The sequence below is a fragment of the Janthinobacterium sp. GW822-FHT07A03 genome, assembly GCF_058798815.1.
The window spans coordinates 58,801-82,542 of record NZ_JBXAKW010000007.1; the positions used below are offsets into that span (position 1 = coordinate 58,801).

Consider the following 23,742-nt stretch of genomic DNA (forward strand, 5'->3'; position numbering starts at 1 on the left):
GGCACCATTATTTTAATATTTTATTATTAACAAAATGCACTTTATTACGGCCGTGCCAGCCGTCATGCCACGGCAGGTTCGCCGGCCCAGTAACGGTCGATGTCCTGCAAGCGCCACTGGGCTGCGCTTTCCGTGGAAACAATGCGCTCCTGGCAACCCGGCGCGGCCAGGTCGATGACAGTCGGGGCGATGCAGGTGCCGGCGCGGATGGAAAAAAACACGCGCACGCTGGGCTGGGTCAGCGGCTTGCCCGGCGCCTGTCCCACCACCACGGCCAGGCGCTCCGACTGCAGCCGCACCAGGGTGCCCAGCGGATAGATGCCCAGGCATTTGACGAAGGCGGCAAACAGCTGCGCGTCCAGGTGCCCGCCGCACCAGGCGGCCATGCGGCGCAGCGAATCGGCCGGGCACCAGCCCTGCTTGTACGGCCGGTTCGAGGTGATCGCGTCGTACACGTCGCAGATGGCACCCATGCGGGCAAACAGGCTGATATCCTCGCCACGCAGCCCCTTGGGGTAGCCGCTGCCATCGAGTTTTTCATGGTGATGCAGGCACACGTCGAGCGCCACCGGGTCGATCTCGCCCACCTCCTGCAGCATGCGGTGGCCGGCGGACGGATGGGCGCGCACGGAGGAAAATTCCGCTTCGCTCAGGCTGCCCGGCTTGTTGAGGATGGCGGACGGCACGGCCATCTTGCCGATATCGTGCAACAAACCCGCCAGGCCAGCCGAGCGCACCTGTTCGGGCGCCAGGCCCAGTTCCCTGGCCAGGGCCGTCATCAGCGCGCACACGGCCACCGAATGCATATACGTGTAGTTGTCGGCGGTTTTCAGGCGCGCCAGGCCCAGCAGCACGTCGCCGCCGCGCTGCACCGAGCCGGCGATATCGTCAACCAGCTCGTAGGCTTGCGCCGCGGACAAGGCCTTGCCCATGCGCACCTCGTCGAACATCGTCTGCACGGCCTGGCGCGAGCGTTCGATCAGGCGCCAGGCGCGCGCCAGTTGCTCGTCGCGCGACACGGCGGGCGCCGTATCAGGGGCGGGGCCGCGATCGGCTGCCGGCGGCACGGCAGGCGGCACGGCAACCGCCGGCGCCAGGCCGCGCGCCGTGTCGATCCACACTTCGCACAGGCGCGCCGAGCGGATACGCTCGAGGTCAGCCAGCGATTCCAGCAAGAAAGAACGCGTCCAGAAAGGGGTATCGAGCCAGGAACGGCCCAGGCGTTCGACATACATTCCCAGCATGAGTTCACTACTCGTTATTTTTTTCAGCACGGCGGTTCTCCAGACATTCAGATCGCAGAATTTACTTACGCATTATTAATATCATACGCCAAAAAATAACGATTAAAACAAATATATGGCTTTATATGGGAAAATCACAACAAAAATAAAGATAATCACCAATTTTATCATTTTAATTGAAATGAATATTTAATGAATAAATATATCAATTAAGCCACTTCACTTAACTGTATGTATGGTGCCGATGAGGGAGGCGATATGCCTGCCGGCGGCCGCATGGGCCGCCCACAGGCAGGAAGTGCAGGAAGGAAATACACCAGCGCCAGGCGCCCCGAAGCGGGGCTGGCGCTATGGGAGGAAGAATGCCAGGCTGCTGCGCGAACGGCGTGGCAGCTGGCAGCTTAGCGCGGCACGTAGCGCCAGCCGGCGTTTTCCAGCATGAAGGTCAGTTCCGTCTTGATGCCTTCAGGGCGGCTCGGCACGCTCAATTCCGTGTCGCACACCAGATAGCCCGTCTTGCGCTGGACGTCGCACTCGTTGACGGCCTTGACCTGCATGGTGCTTTGCGCTTCCTGCATCTGCACGTCCTTGGCCGCCTCCGGATTGCGCGCCACCTCTTCCTTGGCCCAGGCGCGTATCATCGCTTGTGCCTCGGCCGGCGACGGCCCCGCAAACCTGGCGTCCTTGCGCTCGACGCCGACCCAGGTGCCGTTATCGTTACGTAGCGGCAAGACCATAAAACCGTCGCGCATGCCGGCGCTCATGCCGACCAGGCACACCACCTCGCCCTGCACTTCCTGCGACTCCTGGCAGCCCTGCAGGCTGGTGGCCTTGACGGGAATGGGAACCGGTATCGACGATTGCATCCTGGCTTGCGTTTTGGCCACGCCCGCCTGCACGGCGGCCTGGATGTGTTCGAGCGTGGGCATGGTAGCGGCCTGGGCTGGCAAGGCGGCGAACAGGGCGGCGGCGGTCAGGGCGAGGGTAGTCAGGCGCATGGGTGTCAAAAGTAGTGGTCAAAGGCCGGCAGTCTAGCACTTTGCATAAAAACAGCTGTTTCTATAGAGAACTATCATCCACGACATCGGGCGCGAGAAAGGCGCCGCCGCCGTCCGCCTGCCCGCGCAGGCGCAGGCCGATGGCGCGCAGCATCTCGACCAGCTCGCGCAGGTGCAAGCCCTCGTCCGTCAGTTGATATTCCACCTTGACGGGCACTTCCGCGTAGACCGTGCGCGTCAGCAAGCCCGCCTCTTCCAGCGCGCGCAAGTCCAGGGTCAGCATGCGCTGCGAGATATTCGGCACGGCGCGGCGGATTTCGCTGAAGCGCTTCGGTCCCGCCATCAGATAGCTGAGCAGCACCGCTCTCCAGCGCCCTCCCAGCAAGCGCATGGCTTCTTCCACGGCGCAGCCCGAGACATTGTCTTTCATGTGCATGCCCTATCTGGTATAAAAAATGTACCTATACCACATTATTCTGCCTTCTTCCAAATAGTAACCATCGCGATTAGACTGCCCTTCCCTCACCTGAATGGAACTCCAGCATGGAAACCACCCTGATCTACAGCGTGCCGTTCGGCTGCTCGTTTGCCGCCATCGCCGCCCTCGAATGGAGCGGCTTGCCGTATCGCCTGGCCCGCGTCGAAGCACGCGACCCGGCCAGCAAGCAGCATCCGGCCTTTCTCGCCATCAATCCCCTGGGCCAGACGCCGGCCCTGCTCACGCACACGGGCGCGCCGCTGCTGGAAAGCATGGCGATCCTGCTGCATATCGCCGCCCGCGCGCCGGACAGCTGCCTGGGCTTTGCGCAGGGCACGCCCGCCTGCGACCGCCTGAACAGCGTGCTGTCGTTTTTGCACACGACCTTCCACGCGGCCTTCATGCCCGCCTTCCAGGCCAGCCGCGCGGCAGAAAACGATGCACGCGCGGCCGTCTGGCGCGAGATGGCCGTCGAGAAGGTGAATAAAAGCCTGGCGCACCTGGAACGCCTGCTCGAAGGCCGCGCCTGGCTCGCTTCCGATGCGGCGCCGAGCATCGCCGACGCCTACCTGGCCGCCACGGCGCGCTGGGCCGAACCGCTGCAGCTGGCGCGCTTAAGCGACTATCCGCACGTGGCGCGCGTGCTGGCGGCGCTGGAACAGGACCCCGGCATCCGCTTTGCCCACGCCATCGAGGCGGGCTTGCCGGCCGTCAGCCGGGGCGGTTTCCTGGGCCACGTGGCGCTCGACCAACTGGCAGTGCCGGCCGGCTAACCGGCGGTCAACTCCCGCAGCGGGCGCGTCTTTATTGCTATGATGTCGGGCTGCCGGCGGTACAGCCGGCCACGTCAATACCATATCGATAACGTCGTCATCAGAATCGGGAGTTTGAATGAGTTTACGTCTGCTGCTCTTGGGAGCATTCAGTGCCGCCATGGCCACCACCGCCGCCGCCGTTGCGGCAGAACCGGCGCCGGCCGCGCCGCGCGGTTTCACCGTGGAAGACATGGTCGCCATGGAAAGAGTCGGCAGCCCCGTGCTGTCGCCGGACGCCACGCGCGTCGTCTACACGGTGCGCACGACCAACCTGGAGAAAAACCGCGGCAATACGCAACTGTGGATGATCGACCTGCGCGCGCCGAACGCGGCGCCGCGCCAGCTCACGCGCGGCGACGCCAGCGCCAGCGACCCGCAATGGTCGCCGAACGGCGACGCCATCTACTTCCTCTCGGGCCGCTCCGGCTCCTCGCAAGTGTGGCAGCTGCCCCTGAACGGCGGCGAAGCGGCCAAGGTCACCGACCTGGCGCTGGACGTCGATACCTACCGCCTGTCGCCGCAGGGCGACCGCCTGGCCTTCAGCATGGGCGTCTTCCTCGATTGCGCCGACCTCGCCTGTACAAAAAAGCGCCTCGATGAAAAAGCGAAGAACAAGGCCAGCGGCATGGTCTACGACCAGATGTTCGTGCGCCACTGGGATACCTGGGCCGACGGCCGCCGCAATGCGCTGTATTCGGCGCCGATCGACGCGACCGGCAAGGTCAGCGCCGCGCCCGTCAGCCTGAGCGGCACCCTCGATGGCGACGCGCCATCGAAGCCATTCGGCGACAACAGCGAATACCACTTCAGCCCGGACGGCAAGACGGTAGCCTTCTCCGTGCGCGTGGCCGGCCGCACGGAATCGTGGTCGACCAACTTCGACGTCTATACGATACCCGCCGCCGGCGGCCAGGCGCCACGCAACCTCACGGCCAACAATCCGGCCTGGGATGCGAAAGCCACCTACTCGCCCGATGGCCGTACCCTGGCGTATGTCGCCATGACCAAGCCTGGCTTCGAAGCGGACCGTTTTCATCTGGTGCTGATGGATGTCGCCACGGGCAAGAAGCGCACCCTGGCCGACGACTGGGACCGTTCCGTGGCCGATTTCCGCTGGACGCCGGACGGCAAGGCCTTCCTCGTCGCCGCCGATGACGTGGGCCAGCACCGTCTGTTCCACATCGACGCGGCCAGCGGCAAGGTCAGCGCGCTGACGGGCAAGGGCGCCGTGGGCGACTTCGACGTGCGCGGCAATACCATCGTGCTGGCGCAAGCCAACCTGGCCTCGGGCGCGCAGCTGTACACGCGCAAGCTCGACGCAAAGTCGGAAAACGCGCCGATGGTCCAGCTGACCAGGCAGAATGCGGCAGCGCTGGCCAACGTGCGCTTCGGCGAATATGAGCAGTTCTCGTTCGCGGGCGCGGATGGCGAAACCGTCTACGGCCACGTCATGAAGCCATGGAATGCCAAGGCGGGCGAAAAGTATCCGGTCGCCTTTTTGGTGCACGGCGGCCCGCAAGGCAGCTTCGGCAACAGCTGGAGCTACCGCTGGAATCCGCAAGTGTATGCGGGCGCCGGCTACGCCACCGTCTTCATCGACTTCCACGGCTCGACCGGCTATGGCCAGAAGTTCACGGATGCCATCAGCGGCGACTGGGGCGGCAAGCCGCTGCTCGACCTGCAGAAGGGCCTGGAAGCGGCCGCCAAAAAATTCCCGTGGCTGGACCGCGAGCGCAGCTGCGCGCTGGGCGCGTCCTACGGCGGCTACATGATGAACTGGATCGCCGGTAACTGGCCGGACGGCTTCAAGTGCCTGGTCAACCACGACGGCGTGTTCGACAACCGCGGCATGGCCTATGCAACGGAAGAACTGTGGTTCACCGAGTGGGAAAACGGCGGCACCTATTACGACGCGCCGGCCAAGTACGAGCAGTTCAACCCCGTCAACTTCGTGAAGAACTGGAAGACGCCGATGCTGGTGGTGCAGGGCGACCTGGACTTCCGCATCCCCACGGCGCAAGGCCTGGGCACCTTCACGGCGCTGCAGCGCCGTGGCATCCCGAGCAAGCTGCTGGTCTTCCCGGACGAAAACCACTGGGTGCTGAAGCCGGCCAATTCGCTGCTGTGGCATCACACGGTGCTCGATTGGCTCAATACTTATACTAAAAAGTAAACCTGGCCCACAGTCAAAAAGCCGCACAGTTCGCACTGTGCGGCTTTTTTTCATCCATCAATTGCGCAATATCAATACGCGATCAATACGCAGTGAGCGCCTTGGCGAACTTCACGATCCACAAGCGGCTAGGACGCTCGCGGTCGTCGCCGCGCGCCACGCGGATGGTATTGCCCGCGGTGCAGCCGGCCGCGCTGCTGGTGACGATGGCGCCGTTGGCGTCGACCGTGCACTTGGTCACGTCGGCGTCCGCCACTTCCACGCCATTCGCGTCGAAGACCTTGGTTTTCAGGCCGAAGTCATTATCGTTGGCCAGCGCGATGGTGGAGTCGTCGATCAGGGTCAGGCCTTCCGCCTTTTCCGCCGCCCAGCCGATGGCGTTCAAGTCCAGCAACAGGGTTTTCTTCAGCGGCGTGACAGCGGCCCAGTCGGCGCCATTGACGGCCGCGCCGCCCATGCTGCTCTTTTCCAGGTCGGAGGTCGTCGCGTTGAAGGCGGCGGCCGCAATGTCCGTGGCGCCCTTCAGTTCGACCAGCATCAGCTTGTTGAAGACCTTGCCCGATGGCGCGGCGCCCTGCTCGATGACGAGGAACTTGCCGCCGCCCAGCGCCACCATGTCGCCCAGCTTGGCGTTGCCCGTGCGGCCATCCTGGTAGTCGGCGGCATTCAGCGGATACGCATACATCTTGCCGCTGGTGCCCGTCGTCGGGTCGAATTCGATCCAGCGCGTGAAGCGGGCGAAGCGCTCGACCTGTTCATTCTTCTTCGTCACCGAGTACATTGCCGAGCCGTCCGTCAACGGGCTTTGCAAAAAGGCGTACAGCTTGTCGTTGCTCGTGTCGAGGGTCATGCCTTCCATGCCACGGTTCGCGCGGCGCTTGGCGAACAGCGCCGGCAAGCCCTTGCCCGGCTCGTACTTGGCCTGGATGATACCCGTGGCCGCATCGATCTTGACGATGAAGGGGCCGTATTCGTCGGACACCCACAGCGCATTGCGCTTGGCATCGACGACGATGGCTTCCGAATCGAGGCCGCCCGCGTTGAAGACGGCCTTGCCGGCGGCGTCGAACTTCATCGCATCCATGACAGGAATCTCGGCCGAATTGCCGACCGCGCCCACGGGCACGGGCAAGCCCGAGCTGTTGACGGTGGCCGACACCTTGATCGGCGTCGACGAACCCAGCACGGCGCCGTTCTTGCCGACCGTGATCACGCCAAACGAGGGCGTAAAGCTGGGCGACGGGAAGATCTTGCTGCCGATGGTGCCCTTGCCCGACGGGTCGGGCACCAGCGGGCCGTCGCCGTTCGGGCCGCGGTCCGTCAAGCCATAGAATTCCAGGTCGCCAGCCGCGTTCTTGCCCTTGTAGGCCAGGCCGGAACCGTAGGAAGGCAGGAAGCCGTTCGGGAATTCGCCCTTGATCTTGGCGTTCGCGCCTTCGTACGGCACGTAGAATTTGTCGGCCGCCTGGATCTGGTAGCGCGTCACGGTCACTTTCACTTCGCCCACCGGATTGGCCTGCGTCAGCGCCTCGTTGACGGGCGCGCCCGCTTTCGAGGCGAGGGTGTCCTCGAAATGCTCGCGCACGAGGGCGCGGCGCTCGGCATCGACCGTGCGGCCGGCGAATTTTCCGCCCACCGCCGCCAGATGCGCGGCCAGGGCCGTGTTGAAGACGGCCGGGGAGGCGGCAAAGTCCAGGGTCTTGCCAGCCAGCGCAGCCTTTACTTCGGCCGTCAGCTTGATACCGTTCGACGGATCGCTGTCGTCATCGAGCAGTTGCAGCGCCAGCAGGCGGTTGACGACCTTGTCGTCCGCCACATTCGTGCTGGCGGCCAGCGCCAGCGGCGTGACGACGGCGCCGCATGGCGCCGAACCGAGGGCCAGGCCGCCCACGCTGAAGGCCACCGTCTCGCCCGGGTTGCACATGAATTCGCCCTTGGCGTTGGTGCTGGCCTTGGCCGCGCTGCCGGCCACGTAATCGAGTCCTTCCACCGCGCCGTCGAGGAACACACCCGTCTGCGCCACGGGCTTGGATGGTTCCGCCGGCGGATTATCGCTGCCGCCACAGGCGGCCAGGGCCAGGCCGGCGGCGATGGCCAGCAGGGTCAGTTTCGGGGTCGACGTTACAGCAGTGTTCATGCATTCCTCGGCTAAGGTGGGATTGAAGCCGTGGAGAGTAACTGTTCAAAGTGACAAGCCCATGACAGCCGTCACGCCAGTGGCGTATCCGCAACAGGCCCGCCGATGCCGCCGAAGCGGCCATCGGCCTGGCGCCGGAATTCCTTCGGCGTGACGCCCTTCACCTGCAAAAAGCGGCGGTTGAAGTTGGCCACGTTCTGGAAACCCACGTCGTAGCAGACGTTCGACACGTATTGGTCGGTGTCCATCAGCAGCTGGCACGCCTTGTTGATGCGCAGCCGGCTGACGAAATCGGTAAAGCTGTTGCCCGTCGCCTTGCGGAAGAAGCGCGAGAATTTACTCAGCGACATGCCCACCTGCTCGGCCAGCATTTCCGCCGATATCGGCTCGCGGTAATTCTCCGTAATATAGTTGAGGACGGAATTGACCTTGGCCAGGGTGGCGTCATCGTCGTAGGAACGCAGGGAGGCGCTCGACAGCAGGCGGTAGTTGGCCGTGCGCGCCAGCTTGCTCATCAATTGCACGAATTCGGCGAAGCGCTCGGCGCCATGCGTGGCGCGGATGCGCGCCAGGTGCTGTTCGGCCTCGTGGCCCATGTCGAAAAACTCCACGCCATAGCTGGAGCGCTCGAGCAGGGGCAGCAGCTCGCGCAATTCGGGGATCACGCGCGCGGCGCCGGCCAGCGGCGCATGGGCGAACTGCACGATCATATCGCGCAGGGCCACGCCGCCCTCCGGCATCACGTTGGAAATCCAGTTGTGCGGCAGGCGCGGGCCCGTCAGCACCAGGTGGCCGGGCGAGAATTCGCCGATGTAGTCGCCCACGAACAGGCGCCCGCTGGTGGCGACAATCAGGTGCAGCTCATACTCTTCATGGCAGTGCCAGCGCACGCGCGAGCTGGGATAGCCATGTTCCAGGTAATTGATAATGCCGTCGTAGCTTTCGCGTTCCAGCTCGGGCGCCTTGCGCTCGCTGTCCTTGTGCCATAGGTGTTCCATGCTCGTCTCTCTCAGGCTGTCCCCGCCCGTGCCATCGAATGTACCTCAAAAAGCTTCACTCGCCAAAACGGCCCAGCGCCTGCTGGCGAAACTCCTTCGGCGTCATGCCCTTCAATTCCAGGAAGCGCCGGTTGAAATTGGCCACATTGTTAAAACCCGCCTCGTAGCAGATGTTGCTGACATAGCGCTCCGTCTCCATCAGCAGCTGGCACGCCTTGTTGATGCGCAGGCGGTTGACGAAATCCGTGAAGCTGTTGCCCGTGGCGCTGCGAAAGAAGCGCGAAAACGTCCGCTCGGGCATGTCCACCTGCTCGGCCAGCTGTTTCAGCGAGAACTGGCTGCTGTAATTGTGCACGATGAAGTTGATGGCCGAACTGATGCGCGCCAAGGCCACGTCATCGTCGCTCGACTGCATGGGCACCGTCGACAGCAGCTGGTAATCGCTGGTCTGCGCCAGCTCACCCAGCAAGGTGAGAAATTCGATGAAGCGCGGCAGGCCGCTGCTGTCGCGGATGCGCCGGAAGCGCCGCAGCGACTGCTCGCTGACGCCAAAGAATTCCACGCCATGCAGGGCGCGCTGCAGCAACGGGAAGATTCCCTTCAATTCGGGAATGGCGGCCGCCATCGACGCCAGCGGCGCATGGCCGAACTGGATCACCATGTCGCGCAGGGCCACGCCCTCGGCCGGCGTATCGAGCGAGACCCAGTTATGCGGCACGCGCGGCCCCGTCAACACCAGGTGGCCGGGCGCGAACTGGCCGATGTAGTCGCCGACAAAGACCTTGCCGCTGCTTTCGACGATCAGGTGCAGTTCGTACTCGTCGTGGTAATGCCAGCGCACCAGCGCATTCGGAAAGCCGTGCTCGAGATAGCGGATGAAGCCGAAACTGCCTTTCGGCTCGAAGCCGGGCGTGGCGTCGCGCTGCTGTTCCAGTTCCTGCTCCACCTGCGGATATCCGGCCTTGCGTGGCATGGCGCGCCCTCCCCGTCAGGCGACGATCTGTTCCAGCGCCGCGCGCGCGCCCAGTCCATACAGGCTGGCCAGCGACTGCCCCACCGCCTGCGTGAACGCCTCTGCGTCGCTCAATTCGCCGAACAGCTCGCGCAAGGACAGCAGCGCCGCGGCGTCCGCCCCGCCCTGCAGCGCCAGCGCGCGCAGGCGCACCGCATATGGATCGTTCAGGGGCATCTCGCGCCCCTGCTCGTCGTGGCCTTCCAGGTAGCGGAACCAGCACGCCACGGTAAACGCCAGCAGCTTGATGGCGCCGCCCCGGGCCAGTGCTTCGCGCACGGATGGCAGCACGAATTTCGGGATGCGCGCCGAGCCTTCCGTGCCAATGCGCGCCAGCTGGTCGCGCACGGCCGGATTCGAGAAGCGTTCGATCAGGGTGTGCTTGTATTGCGCCAGGTCGATGCCTTCCACTGCGCCCAGCAGGGGCGTGACCTCGTCATCCATCATGCGCCGCACCAGCAGGCGGATGCCAGGGTCACCCATCGCTTCATGCGCAAACGTGTAGCCGAGCTGCATGCCAATGTAGCACAGGGCCTGGTGGCTGGCATTGAGCAAACGCAGCTTCATCTTTTCATACGGCAGCACGTCGTGCGTCATCTGCGCGCCCACCAGTTCCCAGGCCGGACGGCCCTGCGGGAATTCGTCTTCGATGACCCACTGGCGGAACGGCTCGCACACGACGGGCCAGGCGTCGACGATGCCGAAACTGTCGCGCACCAGCGCCCGGTGTTCGTCCGTGGTGGCCGGCGTGATGCGGTCGACCATGCTGTTGGGGAAGCTGCCATGCGTGGCCAGCCAGCGCGCCAGTTCTGCGTCGCGCAGGGCGACAAAGGCCAGCAGCATCTTGCGCGTCACGTCGCCATTGTTTTGCAGGTTATCGCAGGACATGATGGTAAATGGCGCCAGGCCCCGCTGGCGGCGCAGGGCCAGCGCCGCGGCCAGGTAGCCGAACGAGCAGCGCGGCGCCTCGGGATGCGCCAGTTCGTACGCAATGTCGGCATGATCCGCATCAAACTCGCCCGTGCCCTGGTTGACGTAATAGCCGCCCTCCGTGATGGTCAGCGCGACGATGCGCGTGCCAGGGTCGGCCAGCTTTTCCAGCACAGCTTGCGGCTCGTCGGGCGCATACAGGTATTCGCCGATGCAGCCGATGATGCGCGCGGTATCGCCGGCCGCGCTGCGCTCGACCACCGTATATAAACCGTCCTGCGCCCGCATGGCGTCGCGCATGGCCGCATCATGCGCGAGCAAGCCCACGCCGCAATAGCCCCATTGCGCGTCTTGCTGGCCGGGCAAGGCCAGCAAATCGTCGAGGTACACGGCCTGGTGGGCGCGGAAGAAGCCGCCCACGCCGATATGCACGATGCTGGGCACGAGCGCGCCGCGCGCATACGCGGGCACGGCCACGTCCGCCGGCAGCTTGGCCAGGTTCGCCTGCTTCAATGCGATGGCATCCATTACAGCGCTCCTTTCGCCGCCGCGTAGGTCTTGCCGGCGCGGTCGAAATAATGGACGAAGCCCGGCTCGAACGTCAGGTGCGTCTGCTGGCCCGGCTGCAGGCTGCTGCGCTCCGCGCCGCGCGACACCACCTGCACATTGTTCGGCAGGCGCACATAGGTCAGGGTTTCCACGCCCAGCGATTCCACCAGGTCGACGGTGACGGGCACGCTGCCCGGCTGTACCGCGCCCAGGTGCACGTGCTCGGGGCGGATGCCGACAAAACCATCGGCCTGCGCCGCGCTGCCCGCCTGCGCCAGCAGCTGCGGCGCCGCATCGGCGGGCACCACATTCATGCTGGGCGTGCCGATGAATTGCGCGACGAAGCGGTTGGCCGGGCGGTCATACAGTTCCAGGGGCGAGCCATGCTGCTCGATCTGCCCGTCGCGCAGCACCACCACGCGGTCGGCCAGGGTCATCGCCTCGACCTGGTCGTGCGTCACATAGATGGTGGTGGCGCCCAGCTCGCGGTGCAGCTTGGCGATCTCGATGCGCGTCTGCACGCGCAGGGCCGCGTCCAGGTTCGACAGCGGTTCATCGAACAAAAACACTTTCGGGTCGCGCACGATGGCGCGGCCGATGGCCACCCGCTGGCGCTGGCCGCCCGACAGTTCCTTCGGCGTGCGTTCCAGGTATTTACCCAGATCGAGGATGGCGGCCGCCTTGTCGACTTTCTCGCGGATGACGGCCGGATCGACGCCGGCCAGTTTCAAGGCGAACGACATGTTCTGGAATACCGTCATGTGCGGGTACAGCGCATACGACTGGAACACCATCGCCAGGTCGCGCTTCGACGACGGCAGCGCCGTGATATCGCGCCCGTCGAGCGACAGCTTGCCGCCATCGATCGGTTCCAGGCCCGCGATCAGGCGCAGCAGGGTTGATTTTCCGCAACCCGACGGTCCCACGAAGACGACGAATTCGCCCTGTTGAATCTCCAGGTCGATGCCCTTGATGGCGCGGTGTTCGCCAAAGAATTTCTCGATATTGCTCAGTTGAAGGTAAGCCATGATTTTTCTCAATTCTTTAATTATTTGACGGCGCCGAAAGTCATACCTTGGACCAATTGTTTCTGGCAGAACCAGCCCAGCGCCATGATGGGCGCGATGGCCATCAGCGAAGCGGCCGACAATTTGGCCCAGAACAGGCCTTCCGGGCTCGAATACGAGGCGATGAGCCAGGCCAGGGTGCCCGCGTTCGAGGCGCCCAGGTTCAGCGACCAGAACGATTCATTCCACGACCACACCATGCACACGAGGGCCGTGGAAGCGATGCCGCCCACGGAGAGGGGCAGCACGACGTGGCGGAACTCGTCCCACACGGTGGCGCCGTCCATGCGCGAGGCCTCGAGGATTTCGCGCGGCAGCTCCTTCATGCTCGTGTACAGCAGCCAGATCATGATGGGCAAATTCATCAGCATGAACATGATGGTCAGGCCGATGCGCGTATCGAGCAGGCCGAAGTACTGGTAGCAGATATAGATGGGCATCAGCGCGCCCACGCCGGGCATGTAGCGCGAGCTGAGCATGAATTTCAGCAAGCCGATGGTGCCGCCCGTGGGAAAGAAGGCCATCGAATAGGCGGCCGGGATGGCGATCAAGAGGCCAATGGCCGTCGACACCACGCTGGTAAACAGCGAGTTCCACGCGTAGCCGAAGTAATTGTCGCGCGCCAGCACTTCGCGGAAGCTGTCCAGGGTCGGCGTGAAGAACAGCAGGGGCGGCGTGGAAATGGCTTGTCCTTCCGTCTTGAAGGCCATCAGGCCCAGCCAGAAGATGGGAAAGAACAGCAGCAGCGCGCACAGCCAGGCGGCGGCCGTGCGGCCATACAGATTGAGTTTGCTATGCATCAAGGTCTCCTTATTTCGACAGGTTCTTGCCGATGACGCGCATCAGGAAGAAGGCGGCGATGTTGGCGATGAGCACGGCGAACAAGGCGCCGGCGGAAGCCGCTCCCACGTCATACGACAGCAGTGCCTGCTGATAGATCATGAAGGTGATGGTCGTCGTGTCGAAGCCGGGACCGCCGCCCGTGGTGGTAAAGATTTCCGCAAAGATCGACAGCAGGAAAATCATCTCGATCATCAGCACCACCGAGACGGCGCGGCCCAGGTGGGGAATGTAGAGATAGCGTAATTGCTGCACATAGGTGGCGCCATCCATGCGCGCCGCCTCCAGCTGTTCGCGGTCCATCGATTGCAGGGCCGTCATGAAGATCAGGCAGGCAAACGGCAGCCATTGCCAGGAGACCATCATGATGATGGAAAACAGGGGATGGGCCGACAGCCAGTCGACGGGCGTGGCGCCAAAGAAGAGGCTGATCTGCGCAAACAGGCCGTAGATCGGGTTGAGCAGCATGTTCTTCCACATCAGGGCGTTGACGGCCGGCATGACGAGAAACGGCGAAATCAGCAGCACGCGCACGATGGCGCGCCCCGGAAACGCTTCGTTGATCAGCAAGCCCAGCGCCGTGCCCAGCACCACGGTTACCAGCATGACGGAAAACAGCAAGGTAAACGTGTTCTGCAAGGCCGGCAGGAACGAGGCATCGGTAAAGAAAAAGTGGAAATTGGCCAGGCCATGGAAAGGATGGCCGCTCGGATCGAGCATGGAATAGCGCACGAACGAGTAAAACAGGGTGATCAGCAGCGGGATCACGGAAATGACGGAGACGGCGACCACGGCCGGCGTCAGCAAAGTCCGGGGGATAAAGCGTTTCATAGGGTTCTCTTGAGACGTGAGGTGAGTGATTGATCTCTGCAATAGCAAGGCCAGTCATGTCACCTGTTTTACAAACCAAACGGCACAACAAAGATGCCTGACAAAACCGTAGCGAGCGGCAGTGAGGCTCGGCGCCCCCTTGTGGCCGAGAAGCGCAACCGTACTGGAGTACGGTGAGCATCGCCGGCCGCAAAGCGCGACGCGCAGCAGGTTTGGTCAGGCTACCCTCTTACTTGTAATAGCCACCCTTGCGCATCTCGCGTTCCGCCGTCTGCTGCGACAATTCCAGCGCCTGCTCCACCGTCACCTTGCCCAGCAGCGCTGCCGCCATCTGCTGGCCGGCGGCCACGCCGATCACCTGGAATTCGGGAATCGAGGCGAATTGCACGCCAACATATGGCGATGGCGGCAAGGTGCTTTGCACGGCGCGCGTGGTGGCCAGGGCCTTGCCTTCGGCGGCGGCAAATTTCGCCACTTTCTGGAACTCGGGGCTCGCATACGTCGACTTGCGCGTGCCCGTCGGCACATTGGCCCAGCTGGTTTCCTTGGCAACCAGTTTCACGTAATCGGGCGACGTGGCCCAGTTGATGAAGCGTTGCGCCTCGTTCGGGTGCTTCGAGCTCGACGGGATGGCCAGCGACCAGATCCACAGCCAGTTGGCGCCCCGCTCCGTCACGCCGATGGGCGACTGGGCAAACGCCACCTTGTCGGCCACCTTGCTCTGTTTCGGGTCCGTGATGAAGGAGGCGGCGATGGTCGCGTCGATCCAGATGCCGCACTTGCCCTGGTTGAACAGCGCCAGGTTTTCATTGAAACTGTTGGCGGCCGCGCCCGGCGGGCCGTATTTCTTCATCAGGTCGACGTACATGGTGACCGCATCCTTCCACGGCTTGCTGGTAAATTGCGGTTTCCATTGCATGTCGAACAGCTGGCCGCCGTAGGAATTGGCCATGGTGGTGATCAGCGCCATGTTGTCGCCCCAGCCCGGCTTGCCGCGCAGGCAGATGCCGTACACGCCGTTGGCAGGATCGTGCAGCTTGGCCGCCACGTCGCGCAACTTGTTCCAGGTGGGGCGGTCTTCGATCGTCATGCCCGCCTTTTTGACCAGGTCGCTGCGGTACATGATCATCGAGCTTTCGCCATAGAACGGCGACGCGTACAGCTTGCCGTCGCCGGAGAGGCCTTCGCGAATGGCGGGCAGCAAGTCGTCGATATCGTATTTGGCGTCCGGCTTGATGGGGATCAGCCAGTTTTTCTTGCCCCAGATGGGCGTTTCATACAGGCCGATGGTCATCACGTCGAACTGGCCGCCCTTGGTGGCGATATCGGTGGTCATGCGCTGGCGCAAGACGCCCTCTTCCAGGGTCACCCACTTGAGCTTGATGTCGGGATTGGCTTGCTCGAAGAACTTGCTGAGCTTTTGCATTTCGATCATGTGGCCGTTGTTGACGGTGGCGATGACGAGGTCGGTTGCGGCAAAAGCGGACGAACTGAGGCAGAGAGCGCCGGCGCACAGCGCGGCAATGGCGGAACGTTTCATTGTGTGTCTCCAGTGTTTTTTGTCGTTGGCAATGCTCAGGTACTTAGCACCACGACCACAATGTAGCACCGGACTTTGATACTTTCTGATACTCCAAAACCGCAATTCGATACTCTTTTGCACCCGCTTCATGCACCAGAGTATCGATATTGAGGAAAAACAACACTTTGAAAGAAAGTATCGGTACTTGTTCGATTTGTATCAGGGTGGTTAAAAAAGCGCTGCTAGACTTGGTTTTCGGCATTAGACCGTGTGCGGTGAGCGGCCTTCCGGGGCGCCACCGCTACCACCAACATTCTTCTGGAGACCGCATGAATCGCACTGCATTGAAAACTTTACCTGCCCTGCTCCTGGCCATCGCCAGCGCTGCCGCCATGGCCGACCCCATGTACCCATCCGATTCCGAAGGCTTCCACGGCTACCTGCGCGCCGGCGCCGGCAGCAATACTTCGGGCGACGGCGGTTCGCAAGGCTGCTTCGGCCTGGGCGGCAATACCATGAAATATCGTCTGGGCAATGAGTGCGACGCCTATACGGAATTCGGCTACACCAAGTCCGTCGCCCAGTCCGGCGGCGTGAACTACCTGGCCACCATCTGGGTCAACGCCTACGCGCCCAACTCCGATTTCGGCGACAACAAGCTGGGCATCGTCAAGGCCTATGTCGAAGCACAGGGACTCGATTTCCTGAACGGCGGCACGGCCTGGATCGGCAAGCGCTTCTACTACCGTCCTGACATCCACATGCTGGACTTGCAGTACATCAATATGAACGGCACGGGCGCCGGCCTGGACCGCATTCCTGCGGGCCCCGGCAAATTCTCGTACGCCTTCTTCAAGGACAACGACATCAACACCGTGTCGCCGACCGGCGTCGTCAGCACCAAGTCCGCCGTGCGCCAGAACTTCATCTACGGCGAGATTCCCGTGAATGAAAACGGCACCCTGGACCTGGCCGCGACCTACATCATCGGCGAAGGCAAGGACAACGACGCGTTTGGCCAGAAGCACAATGGCTGGCAGCTGTCGGCCTTCCACCGCCAGGCGAAAGTCTTCGGCGGCGGCAATACCTTCGGCGTGCAGTACGGCGTCGGTCCTGGCACCGGCAAGGGCGCGCAGTTCGGCGCTTCGGGCGACACCAATTTCGGTTCGGACGTGAAGCGCACGCGCATCTTCAATGACATGGCGATCCAGCCGATGGCCAATTTCGGCATGGAATTCGTCGCCCTGTGGCAAAAAGACGAATCGAACGCCACCGGTTCCTCGACCTGGACTTCGGTCGGCGTGCGTCCCGTGTACGCGTTCACCAACAACTTCAAGCTGGTGGGCGAACTGGGCACGGACCGCGTGACGCAAGCGGGTGGCCTGCCGGCCAAGCGTTTGACCAAGCTGACCATCGCGCCGACGATCTCGGCCGGTCCTGGCCTGTGGTCGCGTCCCGAGCTGCGCGCTTTCGTGACCTACGGCAAATGGAACGATGCGGCCACCGCCTCGGTCAATGCGTCGAACAACGGCGGCCCGATCTACAACAACAATACCAGCGGCACGTCGTATGGCTTCCAAGTGGAAACCTGGTTCTAAACACCGAACCAAACCTGCTGCGCGGCGCGCTTTGCGGCCTGCGATGCTCACCGTGCTCTAGCACGGTTGCGCTTCTTAGCCACAAATCACTGCCGCTCGCGACGGTTTTGTCCGGCGTTTTACTACACAAGAAGCTACATAAAAAAGGGCGGAACCCCGGTTCCGCCCTTCTTTGTTTACCCTGCCGGATTCAACTTACGGCAAGGCCACCGGCAGTTCCGGATACTCCTGCGTCAAGGCGTACTTGGTGCCGCCCACGGTGACCGTGTAGTTGGCCGGTCCCGAGATCGGCAGGCGGTAGTTCAGGGTCAGCGCCACGGAGCCGCCCGGCGCCAGCGATTGCCAGGCGGGAATCGCAAAGCGGGCCCGGTTGTAGTTCTTCGTGAAGCCGCCGATATTGTTCGGCCCCGTGTAGCCGGCATTGATCACCGTCAAGCCGAAGCCGGACTGGTCGCTCATGTCCGATGGCGCCGAGACGGGATAGTCGAACTCCACCACGGTACCGCCCGGCAGGGTCGATGTGGTGTTGTTCTTCACCGTCATCACCGGGTTGATGGGGAAGTTGTTGTCGCCCAGCTTCCAGCCGCCCAGGGTGATGCTGACGTTGGCCGCCGTGCCCGGCATGGCGATTTCGGCGCGCTTGTTGCCATACACGCCAGCCGTGCGGAAAGCCTGGTACAGCACGTCCGTCAGGGTGGTGCCCATGAAATACTCGCCCTTGCCGCCATTGCGCGTGGCATCCCAGGCATAATCGCCTGCCATTTCCCAGATCATCACGCCGCCGATATTGTTATTGACGATGTACTGGGCCTTGGCCGCGATCGACTGCGTGGTTTCCGTGGAAATGAACACTTTCTTGGTCGCATTCCACAGCCACGGCGCCACCATGGTGCTGCTGTAGTACGGCACATAGGTACCCACCAGCGCCTTGTCCGTGACTTTATACGCGTCCAGGTAGCTCGGCACGATGCCGTTTTGCAAGTTCAGCGCATGCCAGATGGGGTTGCCGCCGCCTGGCGTCGGTTTGCCTTGTGTATCGAGGTCGTACCACACGTTGTCGATGCCGGTGGCGCCCATGCCGCAGGTTTTCACGCCCGCGCAGGTGACCGTGGAATTGGTCAGCGCCGTCGTGCCCCACAGGCCGTTGGTGCCGCCCGTCACATCCTTCCAGCCCCGCGTGTAGAACGGCACGCCGATATTGATGCGGCCTGCCTGCATGGCGCCCCGGTAGTAGCGGTAGGCCCAGTCCGTGTTCAGATAGCCGATGTTCTGGTACTGATAGGCGTTACCGGCGCGCAACTCGCCATCGTTGCCATCGTCAAACAGCGCCGCGTTCGGTCCCACATACTGGTTCCACGCGCCGTGCAAGTCGTAGGTCATCAGGCTGGCGTAATCGAGATATTTCAATCCCGACATGTTTTCCTCGCCGCGCAAGACCCAGCCCGAGGCGGAGCCGGCGATGGTGAGCAGGTAATACTTATTGTCCTGCACGGCCGCTTCGTCGAGCTTCTGGCGCAGCACTTTCAGCAGCACGTTGTAGCTCGTCATCAGGCCGGCCAGGCGCGGTTTCGAGACGGCGAAGTCGTTCGGATTGCCCGCTTCATTGTTGGTGGTCGGGTGTTCGTAATCGACATCGACGCCATCGAAGAAGTTGTACTGGCGCACGAAGGCCACCATGGAATCGGCCAGGGTATTGATGCCGGCCGTGTTGATGCTGCCGTCCGCATTCGTCGTGGCCGTGTAGAAGCCGCCGCTGCCGGCCCAGCCGCCCACGGAAATCATCAGTTTCACGCCCGGATACTTCTTCTTGTATTGCGCCAGCAAGTTGAAATGGCCCTTGTACGGCAAGGATGGGTCCATGGCCGCGGCCGGCACGTTCGGCCAGGTGAGGCCCGTGTCGGGATTGGCCGCGCCGCTGCCGATGGCGATCTTCGACGTGGCCGGGTCGACGGAAGCGAACGCATAGTTCAGGTGGGTGATCTTGTCCCACGGCAAGTTATTCACCAGATAAGTCGGGCTGCCATCGACGCCCGTGCGCCAGCTGGCGAAATAGCCGACGATGCGCCGGTTCAAGCCATTACCGAGCACTTCGCGCCCGTTCGCGTCGTACACCTTGCAATACGGCACATTCGGCACGGCCGAGATCAGGCCATCCGGACGGCAAGCCGTGGGGGTCGGGGTCGGGGTCGGGGTCGGGGTCGGGGTTGGCGTCGGCGTCGGCGTCGGCGTTGGCGTTGGCGTTGGCGTCGGTGTTGGCGTTGGTGTCGGCGTTGGCGTTGGCGTCGGCGTCGGTGTCGGGGTTGGTGTCGGCGTATCCGTCACGGCCCATGGGCCCCACTGGTCGGCCGCGCTGGGGACATTGCCTTGCGTCCACCATTTGGCCTTGTAGGTGACGCCCTGATAGAGCACGCACTGGCCGCCCGTGTAGACGGTGGCGGCATCCCAGACGGCGCACGCTTCCACGGCGGCGAGCAAGGTGTTCGGAGTGGCGGTCGTGCCTTCCTGGCCCCCGCCGCAAGCGACGAGCACGCCGCTGAGCAGGGCCATCAATAATGCATTCGATTTCATGTGGTGTCTGTCTCCGTTATGGTTATACATCGAGAGCTTGTTGCAGGCCCCTCAAGGGGCTCTTGTCAACTGTTATCCCTGGCTGGCTTTCCTGCATTTACTGCTACTGCAACTTCACATTCCAGTTGGCTTCCACGCATTTCACGTAGTTCCCGGCCAGCAAGGCGCTGTACGGGGTTTGATAGCTGACCAGCTGGCATTGGTTGTCGCCACCGGCGCTCCAGTTCTTTTCCCAATAGATGTTGTAGGCAGCGGAACTGGCCGGGGTAAAGCGTTGCATGTTGGCGCAAGACAATTGTTCGCCGGAATAATCCCAGCCCATGTCGGCGGCAAATTGCTTGTAGTAATCGATGCGGTTTTGCGCGGCCTGCTTTTCCGTGCCCTGCCCGCATTCGGCATTGATGATCATGATGGTGGTGGCGAAATTATTGCCCGCGCCAGCCGTCGTATCGGCCGCGTTCGGCACCCAGGTGCCGTCGAGCACGTGCAGCATCGATGGCTTCGGCGGTTGCGGATAGACAAAGAAGAACGTGGCCGACGCCAGGTTCAGCCAGGTCGAGGCGACGAGGTCCGGATTTTTCAGCAGCACGGATTGATCGCCGTCATGCATGGCTTGCGAAAACGGCCCATAGTTGTAGTTGTAGGACAGCTGCTTGGCGCCGCGGCCAAAATACTTCTTGAAGCTGCCGTCGGCATTCTTGCCGCATGTCCACACCTTGTTGAAGACAGGGTCGGCGCACTCGATGTTGTAGCCGCAGCCGGCGCCCGTCTCGTCGCAGCCCAGCTCGCGCAAATATTTCAAGCCCTGGCGCCATTGCGGCAGCGGGCTGCTGGCGTTATGGTCGCCCGTTTCCTGTCCGAAGTGGGCGAACATGGTGGCCAGGCTGTGGCGGCAGATGGCGTCCGCATTGCGCCCGTCGCTGTAGTCGTCGCACACGGCGGGGAACTTGGCCACGGCTTGCAGGAAGCGCTGGTAGGTGTAGCTGGCGTCGCGCGCGGCAAAATAATAATCCCACTTCGCCGCCGGCAGCAGACGTTCGACGCGCTTGACGTTGAGCGGATTGCTGGCCAGGCCAGGCTGGACGGCCTCGACGGCCACATTGCCCAGGGTGCGGATCGACGCCTTGACCTTGCGGAAGAAATCGTTGTTCGTCAGCGCCGCCTCGTTCGCCTCGGCCTGGGCCTTGGTGGGCACGCCTGGCGTTGGCGTTGGCGTTGGCGTGGGTGTCGGCGTTGGCGTCGGGGTAGGCGTGGGTGTCGGAGTCGGCGTGGTGGTGTCGAGGCTCCACGGTCCCCACTGGTCGTTGTTCGGCGCCGTGCCCTGCACCCACCATTTGGCCCGGTACACCTTGCCATCGTAGACGGCGCACTGGCCCGCCGTGTAGACGGCACTGGCGCTCCAGGCTGCGCAACTGTCGCTGGCGGCCGTGGCGGCCAGCAGGGTCGATGGGGGTTCGGTGGTGGAATTGCCGCCGCAAGCGAGCAGCGCGCTGCCCAGCAGGCCAGCCATCAAGGGCGAGGCCAGCCGGCTAATTTGCCGTGTCTTCACAATGTCTCCTGAACGTTATACGAAAACTATCGAAGTAGCTTTTTATGTTGTACGTAAAGAAAGCACAGCGAAGCGTCGGCTTTCTGCACAGAGAATGCGACGCCTTAAATTGGTAGTCAAGTGGTTTTATATAACGGTGTTTTTTACAATACCAGTGGCTTCATGCGGTCCGGCCACGGCATGAGAAGCAAAGAGTGAGGGGAGGAAGAAAAGCAGAGTTTGCAGCAACTGCCGGCAATACCGCGCCGGCAGCGTTGCGGCAAGTGGTATTAGCACTGCCGCAAGTGTTTTCAGGCCGATGGCGTTGCCACGCGTTGGTGTTGCGGATAATACAGGTCATAAAACCAGCCATACGCACTTTCGATTTGCGCCTGGATGCGCGGCGGTATCGCATGCGGCCTGGGCGCGCTGATGGTCGCCTGCTGGCGGTGCGTGTACTTCATGCGGTAATGGCTGTCGCTTTCCTGGATACCCACGGCCAGATCGTGCGGGTCGATCTGGAACGGTGCCAGGCCCAGCCAGGTGTACAGGTGCGACATGCATTCCACCGGCCGCGCCATCAAGTCCTCGAAACGCACGAAATACAGCTCTTGCTGCACTTCGGCAGGCAAGTCCAGCACGGCATGCAGGGAACTCAGGGGAGCGCCGATGGTGCGGTCCTTGGCAAACAGCATGTCGGCCCGGCCCAGGCGGTCGAAATCGGCCAGATGGTCGACAAAATCGAGCAGGATGGTGCGCTGGTGCTGCGCTTCGATGGAGCCGTAGACCTGGCCCAGTTCACGCACGCAGACGATGATTTTCGCTTCCGGCGCCAGCTGCAGCAGCATTTCCACGCAATGCAGCCAGGCGCGGTTCTTGTCCACCACGCCCTGCTTGCCGCAATCCCGGTACCAACCGCGCAGGAAGCCCTGCATGGCCGTTTTCAGATGGTCATAACTGGCATCGAAGGAGCTGTCGAGCTGCGACAGGAAAAAAGCGTCGTCGCTGACCATGCGCCGCATGCCCAGCAAGGCGTTGCACAGGGGCGAGCTATTGCCTTCGCAATGCAAGTCGGGATGCTGCGCCAGCAGCTGGCACAGCAAGGTGGAACCGGCGCGTGGCAAGCCGGCCACGCCGATGAAATTGGATGTCATGCGATTGTACTTTCTGTTCAGCGTTGCTCTTCTGACGGAAATCAAGGATGGTGCAGCCATTATAAGAGTGCGGCAACGACGCGCCGGTAAAAAAAATGCCGCTTCGAAACACGAAGCGGCATCTCCGGCACCGCCTTGCGGTGGCGCCGCTGGCTTTACTGGCTGTCCTGGCGCGTGTTGCCGCCAGCTTCGGTCGGCAGGCGCAGGCCGCTATCGACCACGCTCAGACGCAGCCCTGGCAGGACATTGCCGACGACATTGCCGGCCAGCTGCACCACCGGCGCGCTGCCTGCGCTGCCCTTCTCTCCCTCCGGCGCGGCGGCGGGCTTGCCTGGCGCCGTCTCGCCGCTGACGATCATGTCCGCCTGCACCATATTGCCCTGCGATGGCGCCACGGCAACGGCCGCAATCACGCTTGCGACCGCGCTTTGCAGCGCTTCCGTCGGATTGACTTTCAGCACGCCGTCCACATAGCTCAAGGCGTAGTTATTCGACACCTGGCCCGATGCCGATACGAGATAATTGCCGGCCACGGATCCCGTCGTCGCAGGCGTGCTGAACGCCAGGTTGCCGCTCACCTCGGCGGCCACCGTGTCGCCACCGAGCAAGCCGCTGTAGCTGGCGCGGAAGTCGGGATTGGCGCGTCCCTGGTCTTTTTCGGCGTTATCGACTTTCACCGTCAGCGCCGCCTGCGAGATCGTGGCCGTGGTGCTGGCGGTGCTGTTGACCACGTAATTGCCCGCATCCGCGCCGCTCAGCCGTATGCCGGCCACCGTCACCGTCTTGCCCACGCCCGCATTCTTGTCGCTGAAGCTGGCGCCATTGCTGGCAATGCTCAGCTGATCGTTGCCGATACGGTTGTCGCGCAAGGAAACGGCGGCATTCGTGGTGGCGTCATACACCTTGTTGACGCCGCTGGCGCTGACCGTCAGGGCGGCTGGGGTAATGGTGGCCGTGGTGCTGGCCTGGCTGCTGGCCAGCACATAGTTGCCCGCATCGGCACCGGCCAGGCCCAGACCGCTGATGGTCACGGTCTTGCCGACCGCCGCATTCTTGTCGCTGAATGCGCCAAGGACAGGGCCGCCGGCCAGGCTCAAGGCGTCACCGGCCACCATGCCATTGAAGCTGGCGCCCGCCAGGTTCAGGCTGGCTGCCGTGCCGCCGTCATATACCTTGTTCGCTGCCACGATACCGGCAATGGCGCTGATCGACGCCCGCGTGATGCTGGCCGTCAAGCCAGTCGGATTGGCCACCGTGTAGTTGCTGGCTGAACCAGTGCCGTCCAGCAAGGTCGTACCGC

18 protein-coding genes are annotated in these 23,742 nt (G+C 62.9%); 3 read left to right on the forward strand and 15 right to left on the reverse strand.

All coding sequences use genetic code 11. From position 1 onward, the window contains the following. Positions 1-62: 62 nt before the first annotated feature. The 3 genes from AC1RJW_RS20065 to AC1RJW_RS20075 all read right to left on the reverse strand — a co-directional run bounded on the left by AC1RJW_RS20065 (position 63) and on the right by AC1RJW_RS20075 (position 2,672). Positions 63-1,274: an HD-GYP domain-containing protein gene (locus tag AC1RJW_RS20065; RefSeq protein ID WP_493046545.1), complete on the reverse strand. Its 1,212-nt coding sequence runs from the start codon at positions 1,272-1,274 to the stop codon at positions 63-65. 371 nt (positions 1,275-1,645) lie between these two features. Next, positions 1,646-2,242, reverse strand: a complete 597-nt coding sequence (locus tag AC1RJW_RS20070) for a hypothetical protein (RefSeq protein WP_493046546.1) — start codon at positions 2,240-2,242, stop codon at positions 1,646-1,648. Positions 2,243-2,303: 61 nt separating this feature from the next. Then, positions 2,304-2,672 (reverse strand): winged helix-turn-helix transcriptional regulator, encoded by a 369-nt coding sequence (locus tag AC1RJW_RS20075; RefSeq protein WP_493046547.1) that lies wholly within the window; start codon positions 2,670-2,672, stop codon positions 2,304-2,306. Between the two features lie 113 nt (positions 2,673-2,785). On the opposite strand from AC1RJW_RS20075, the gene AC1RJW_RS20080 reads away from it, so the two are divergent. Next, a complete protein-coding gene (locus AC1RJW_RS20080) occupies positions 2,786-3,493 on the forward strand; it encodes a glutathione S-transferase family protein (RefSeq protein WP_493046548.1) in 708 nt (235 codons plus the stop codon). 160 nt (positions 3,494-3,653) lie between these two features. Next, on the forward strand, positions 3,654-5,708 hold the full coding sequence (locus AC1RJW_RS20085; RefSeq protein ID WP_493046806.1) for a S9 family peptidase: 2,055 nt from the start codon (positions 3,654-3,656) through the stop codon (positions 5,706-5,708). A gap of 82 nt (positions 5,709-5,790) precedes the next feature. Here the strand turns inward: AC1RJW_RS20085 and AC1RJW_RS20090 are convergent, their stop codons facing one another. The 8 genes from AC1RJW_RS20090 to AC1RJW_RS20125 all read right to left on the reverse strand — a co-directional run bounded on the left by AC1RJW_RS20090 (position 5,791) and on the right by AC1RJW_RS20125 (position 15,612). Beyond that, entirely contained in the window at positions 5,791-7,845 is a 2,055-nt protein-coding gene (locus tag AC1RJW_RS20090; protein WP_493046549.1) for an esterase-like activity of phytase family protein, read from the reverse strand. 71 nt (positions 7,846-7,916) lie between these two features. After that, entirely contained in the window at positions 7,917-8,843 is a 927-nt protein-coding gene (locus AC1RJW_RS20095; RefSeq protein ID WP_493046550.1) for a helix-turn-helix domain-containing protein, read from the reverse strand. A 55-nt stretch (positions 8,844-8,898) separates the two neighbouring features. Then, positions 8,899-9,816, reverse strand: coding sequence for a helix-turn-helix domain-containing protein (locus AC1RJW_RS20100; RefSeq protein WP_493046551.1), 918 nt, complete (start codon positions 9,814-9,816; stop codon positions 8,899-8,901). Between the two features lie 15 nt (positions 9,817-9,831). Further along, positions 9,832-11,313 carry a mannitol dehydrogenase family protein gene (locus AC1RJW_RS20105; protein ID WP_493046552.1) on the reverse strand — a complete coding sequence of 494 codons (1,482 nt, stop codon included), beginning with the start codon at positions 11,311-11,313 and terminating at the stop codon, positions 9,832-9,834. Continuing rightward, complete coding sequence (locus tag AC1RJW_RS20110; RefSeq protein WP_493046553.1) at positions 11,313-12,362, reverse strand: ABC transporter ATP-binding protein; 1,050 nt, start codon at positions 12,360-12,362, stop codon at positions 11,313-11,315. The genes AC1RJW_RS20105 and AC1RJW_RS20110 overlap by 1 nt, the downstream gene beginning before the upstream one ends. Positions 12,363-12,382: 20 nt before the next feature. Continuing rightward, positions 12,383-13,201 carry a carbohydrate ABC transporter permease gene (locus AC1RJW_RS20115; RefSeq protein WP_070219870.1) on the reverse strand — a complete coding sequence of 273 codons (819 nt, stop codon included), beginning with the start codon at positions 13,199-13,201 and terminating at the stop codon, positions 12,383-12,385. Positions 13,202-13,211: 10 nt separating this feature from the next. Beyond that, on the reverse strand, positions 13,212-14,072 hold the full coding sequence (locus AC1RJW_RS20120; RefSeq protein WP_493046554.1) for a carbohydrate ABC transporter permease: 861 nt from the start codon (positions 14,070-14,072) through the stop codon (positions 13,212-13,214). A 229-nt stretch (positions 14,073-14,301) separates the two neighbouring features. After that, positions 14,302-15,612: an ABC transporter substrate-binding protein gene (locus AC1RJW_RS20125; protein WP_493046555.1), complete on the reverse strand. Its 1,311-nt coding sequence runs from the start codon at positions 15,610-15,612 to the stop codon at positions 14,302-14,304. Between the two features lie 311 nt (positions 15,613-15,923). Between AC1RJW_RS20125 and AC1RJW_RS20130 the strand changes: the two genes are divergently transcribed. Continuing rightward, on the forward strand, positions 15,924-17,192 hold the full coding sequence (locus AC1RJW_RS20130) for a maltoporin (RefSeq protein WP_493046556.1): 1,269 nt from the start codon (positions 15,924-15,926) through the stop codon (positions 17,190-17,192). Positions 17,193-17,387: 195 nt separating this feature from the next. On the opposite strand, the gene AC1RJW_RS20135 is transcribed toward AC1RJW_RS20130, so the two are convergent. The 4 genes from AC1RJW_RS20135 to AC1RJW_RS20150 form a co-directional block, all read right to left on the reverse strand. Then, complete coding sequence (locus AC1RJW_RS20135; protein WP_493046557.1) at positions 17,388-19,760, reverse strand: chitinase C-terminal domain-containing protein; 2,373 nt, start codon at positions 19,758-19,760, stop codon at positions 17,388-17,390. A gap of 103 nt (positions 19,761-19,863) precedes the next feature. Further along, the gene (locus AC1RJW_RS20140; protein WP_493046558.1) at positions 19,864-21,309 is read right to left on the reverse strand and encodes a glycoside hydrolase family 19 protein; all 1,446 of its coding nucleotides are present in this window, start codon (positions 21,307-21,309) and stop codon (positions 19,864-19,866) included. Between the two features lie 290 nt (positions 21,310-21,599). Further along, complete coding sequence (locus tag AC1RJW_RS20145; RefSeq protein ID WP_493046559.1) at positions 21,600-22,442, reverse strand: sulfotransferase family protein; 843 nt, start codon at positions 22,440-22,442, stop codon at positions 21,600-21,602. 155 nt (positions 22,443-22,597) lie between these two features. Then, positions 22,598-23,742: YDG domain-containing protein (locus tag AC1RJW_RS20150; RefSeq protein WP_493046560.1), on the reverse strand; the 1,145-nt coding region annotated here is incomplete at its 5' end.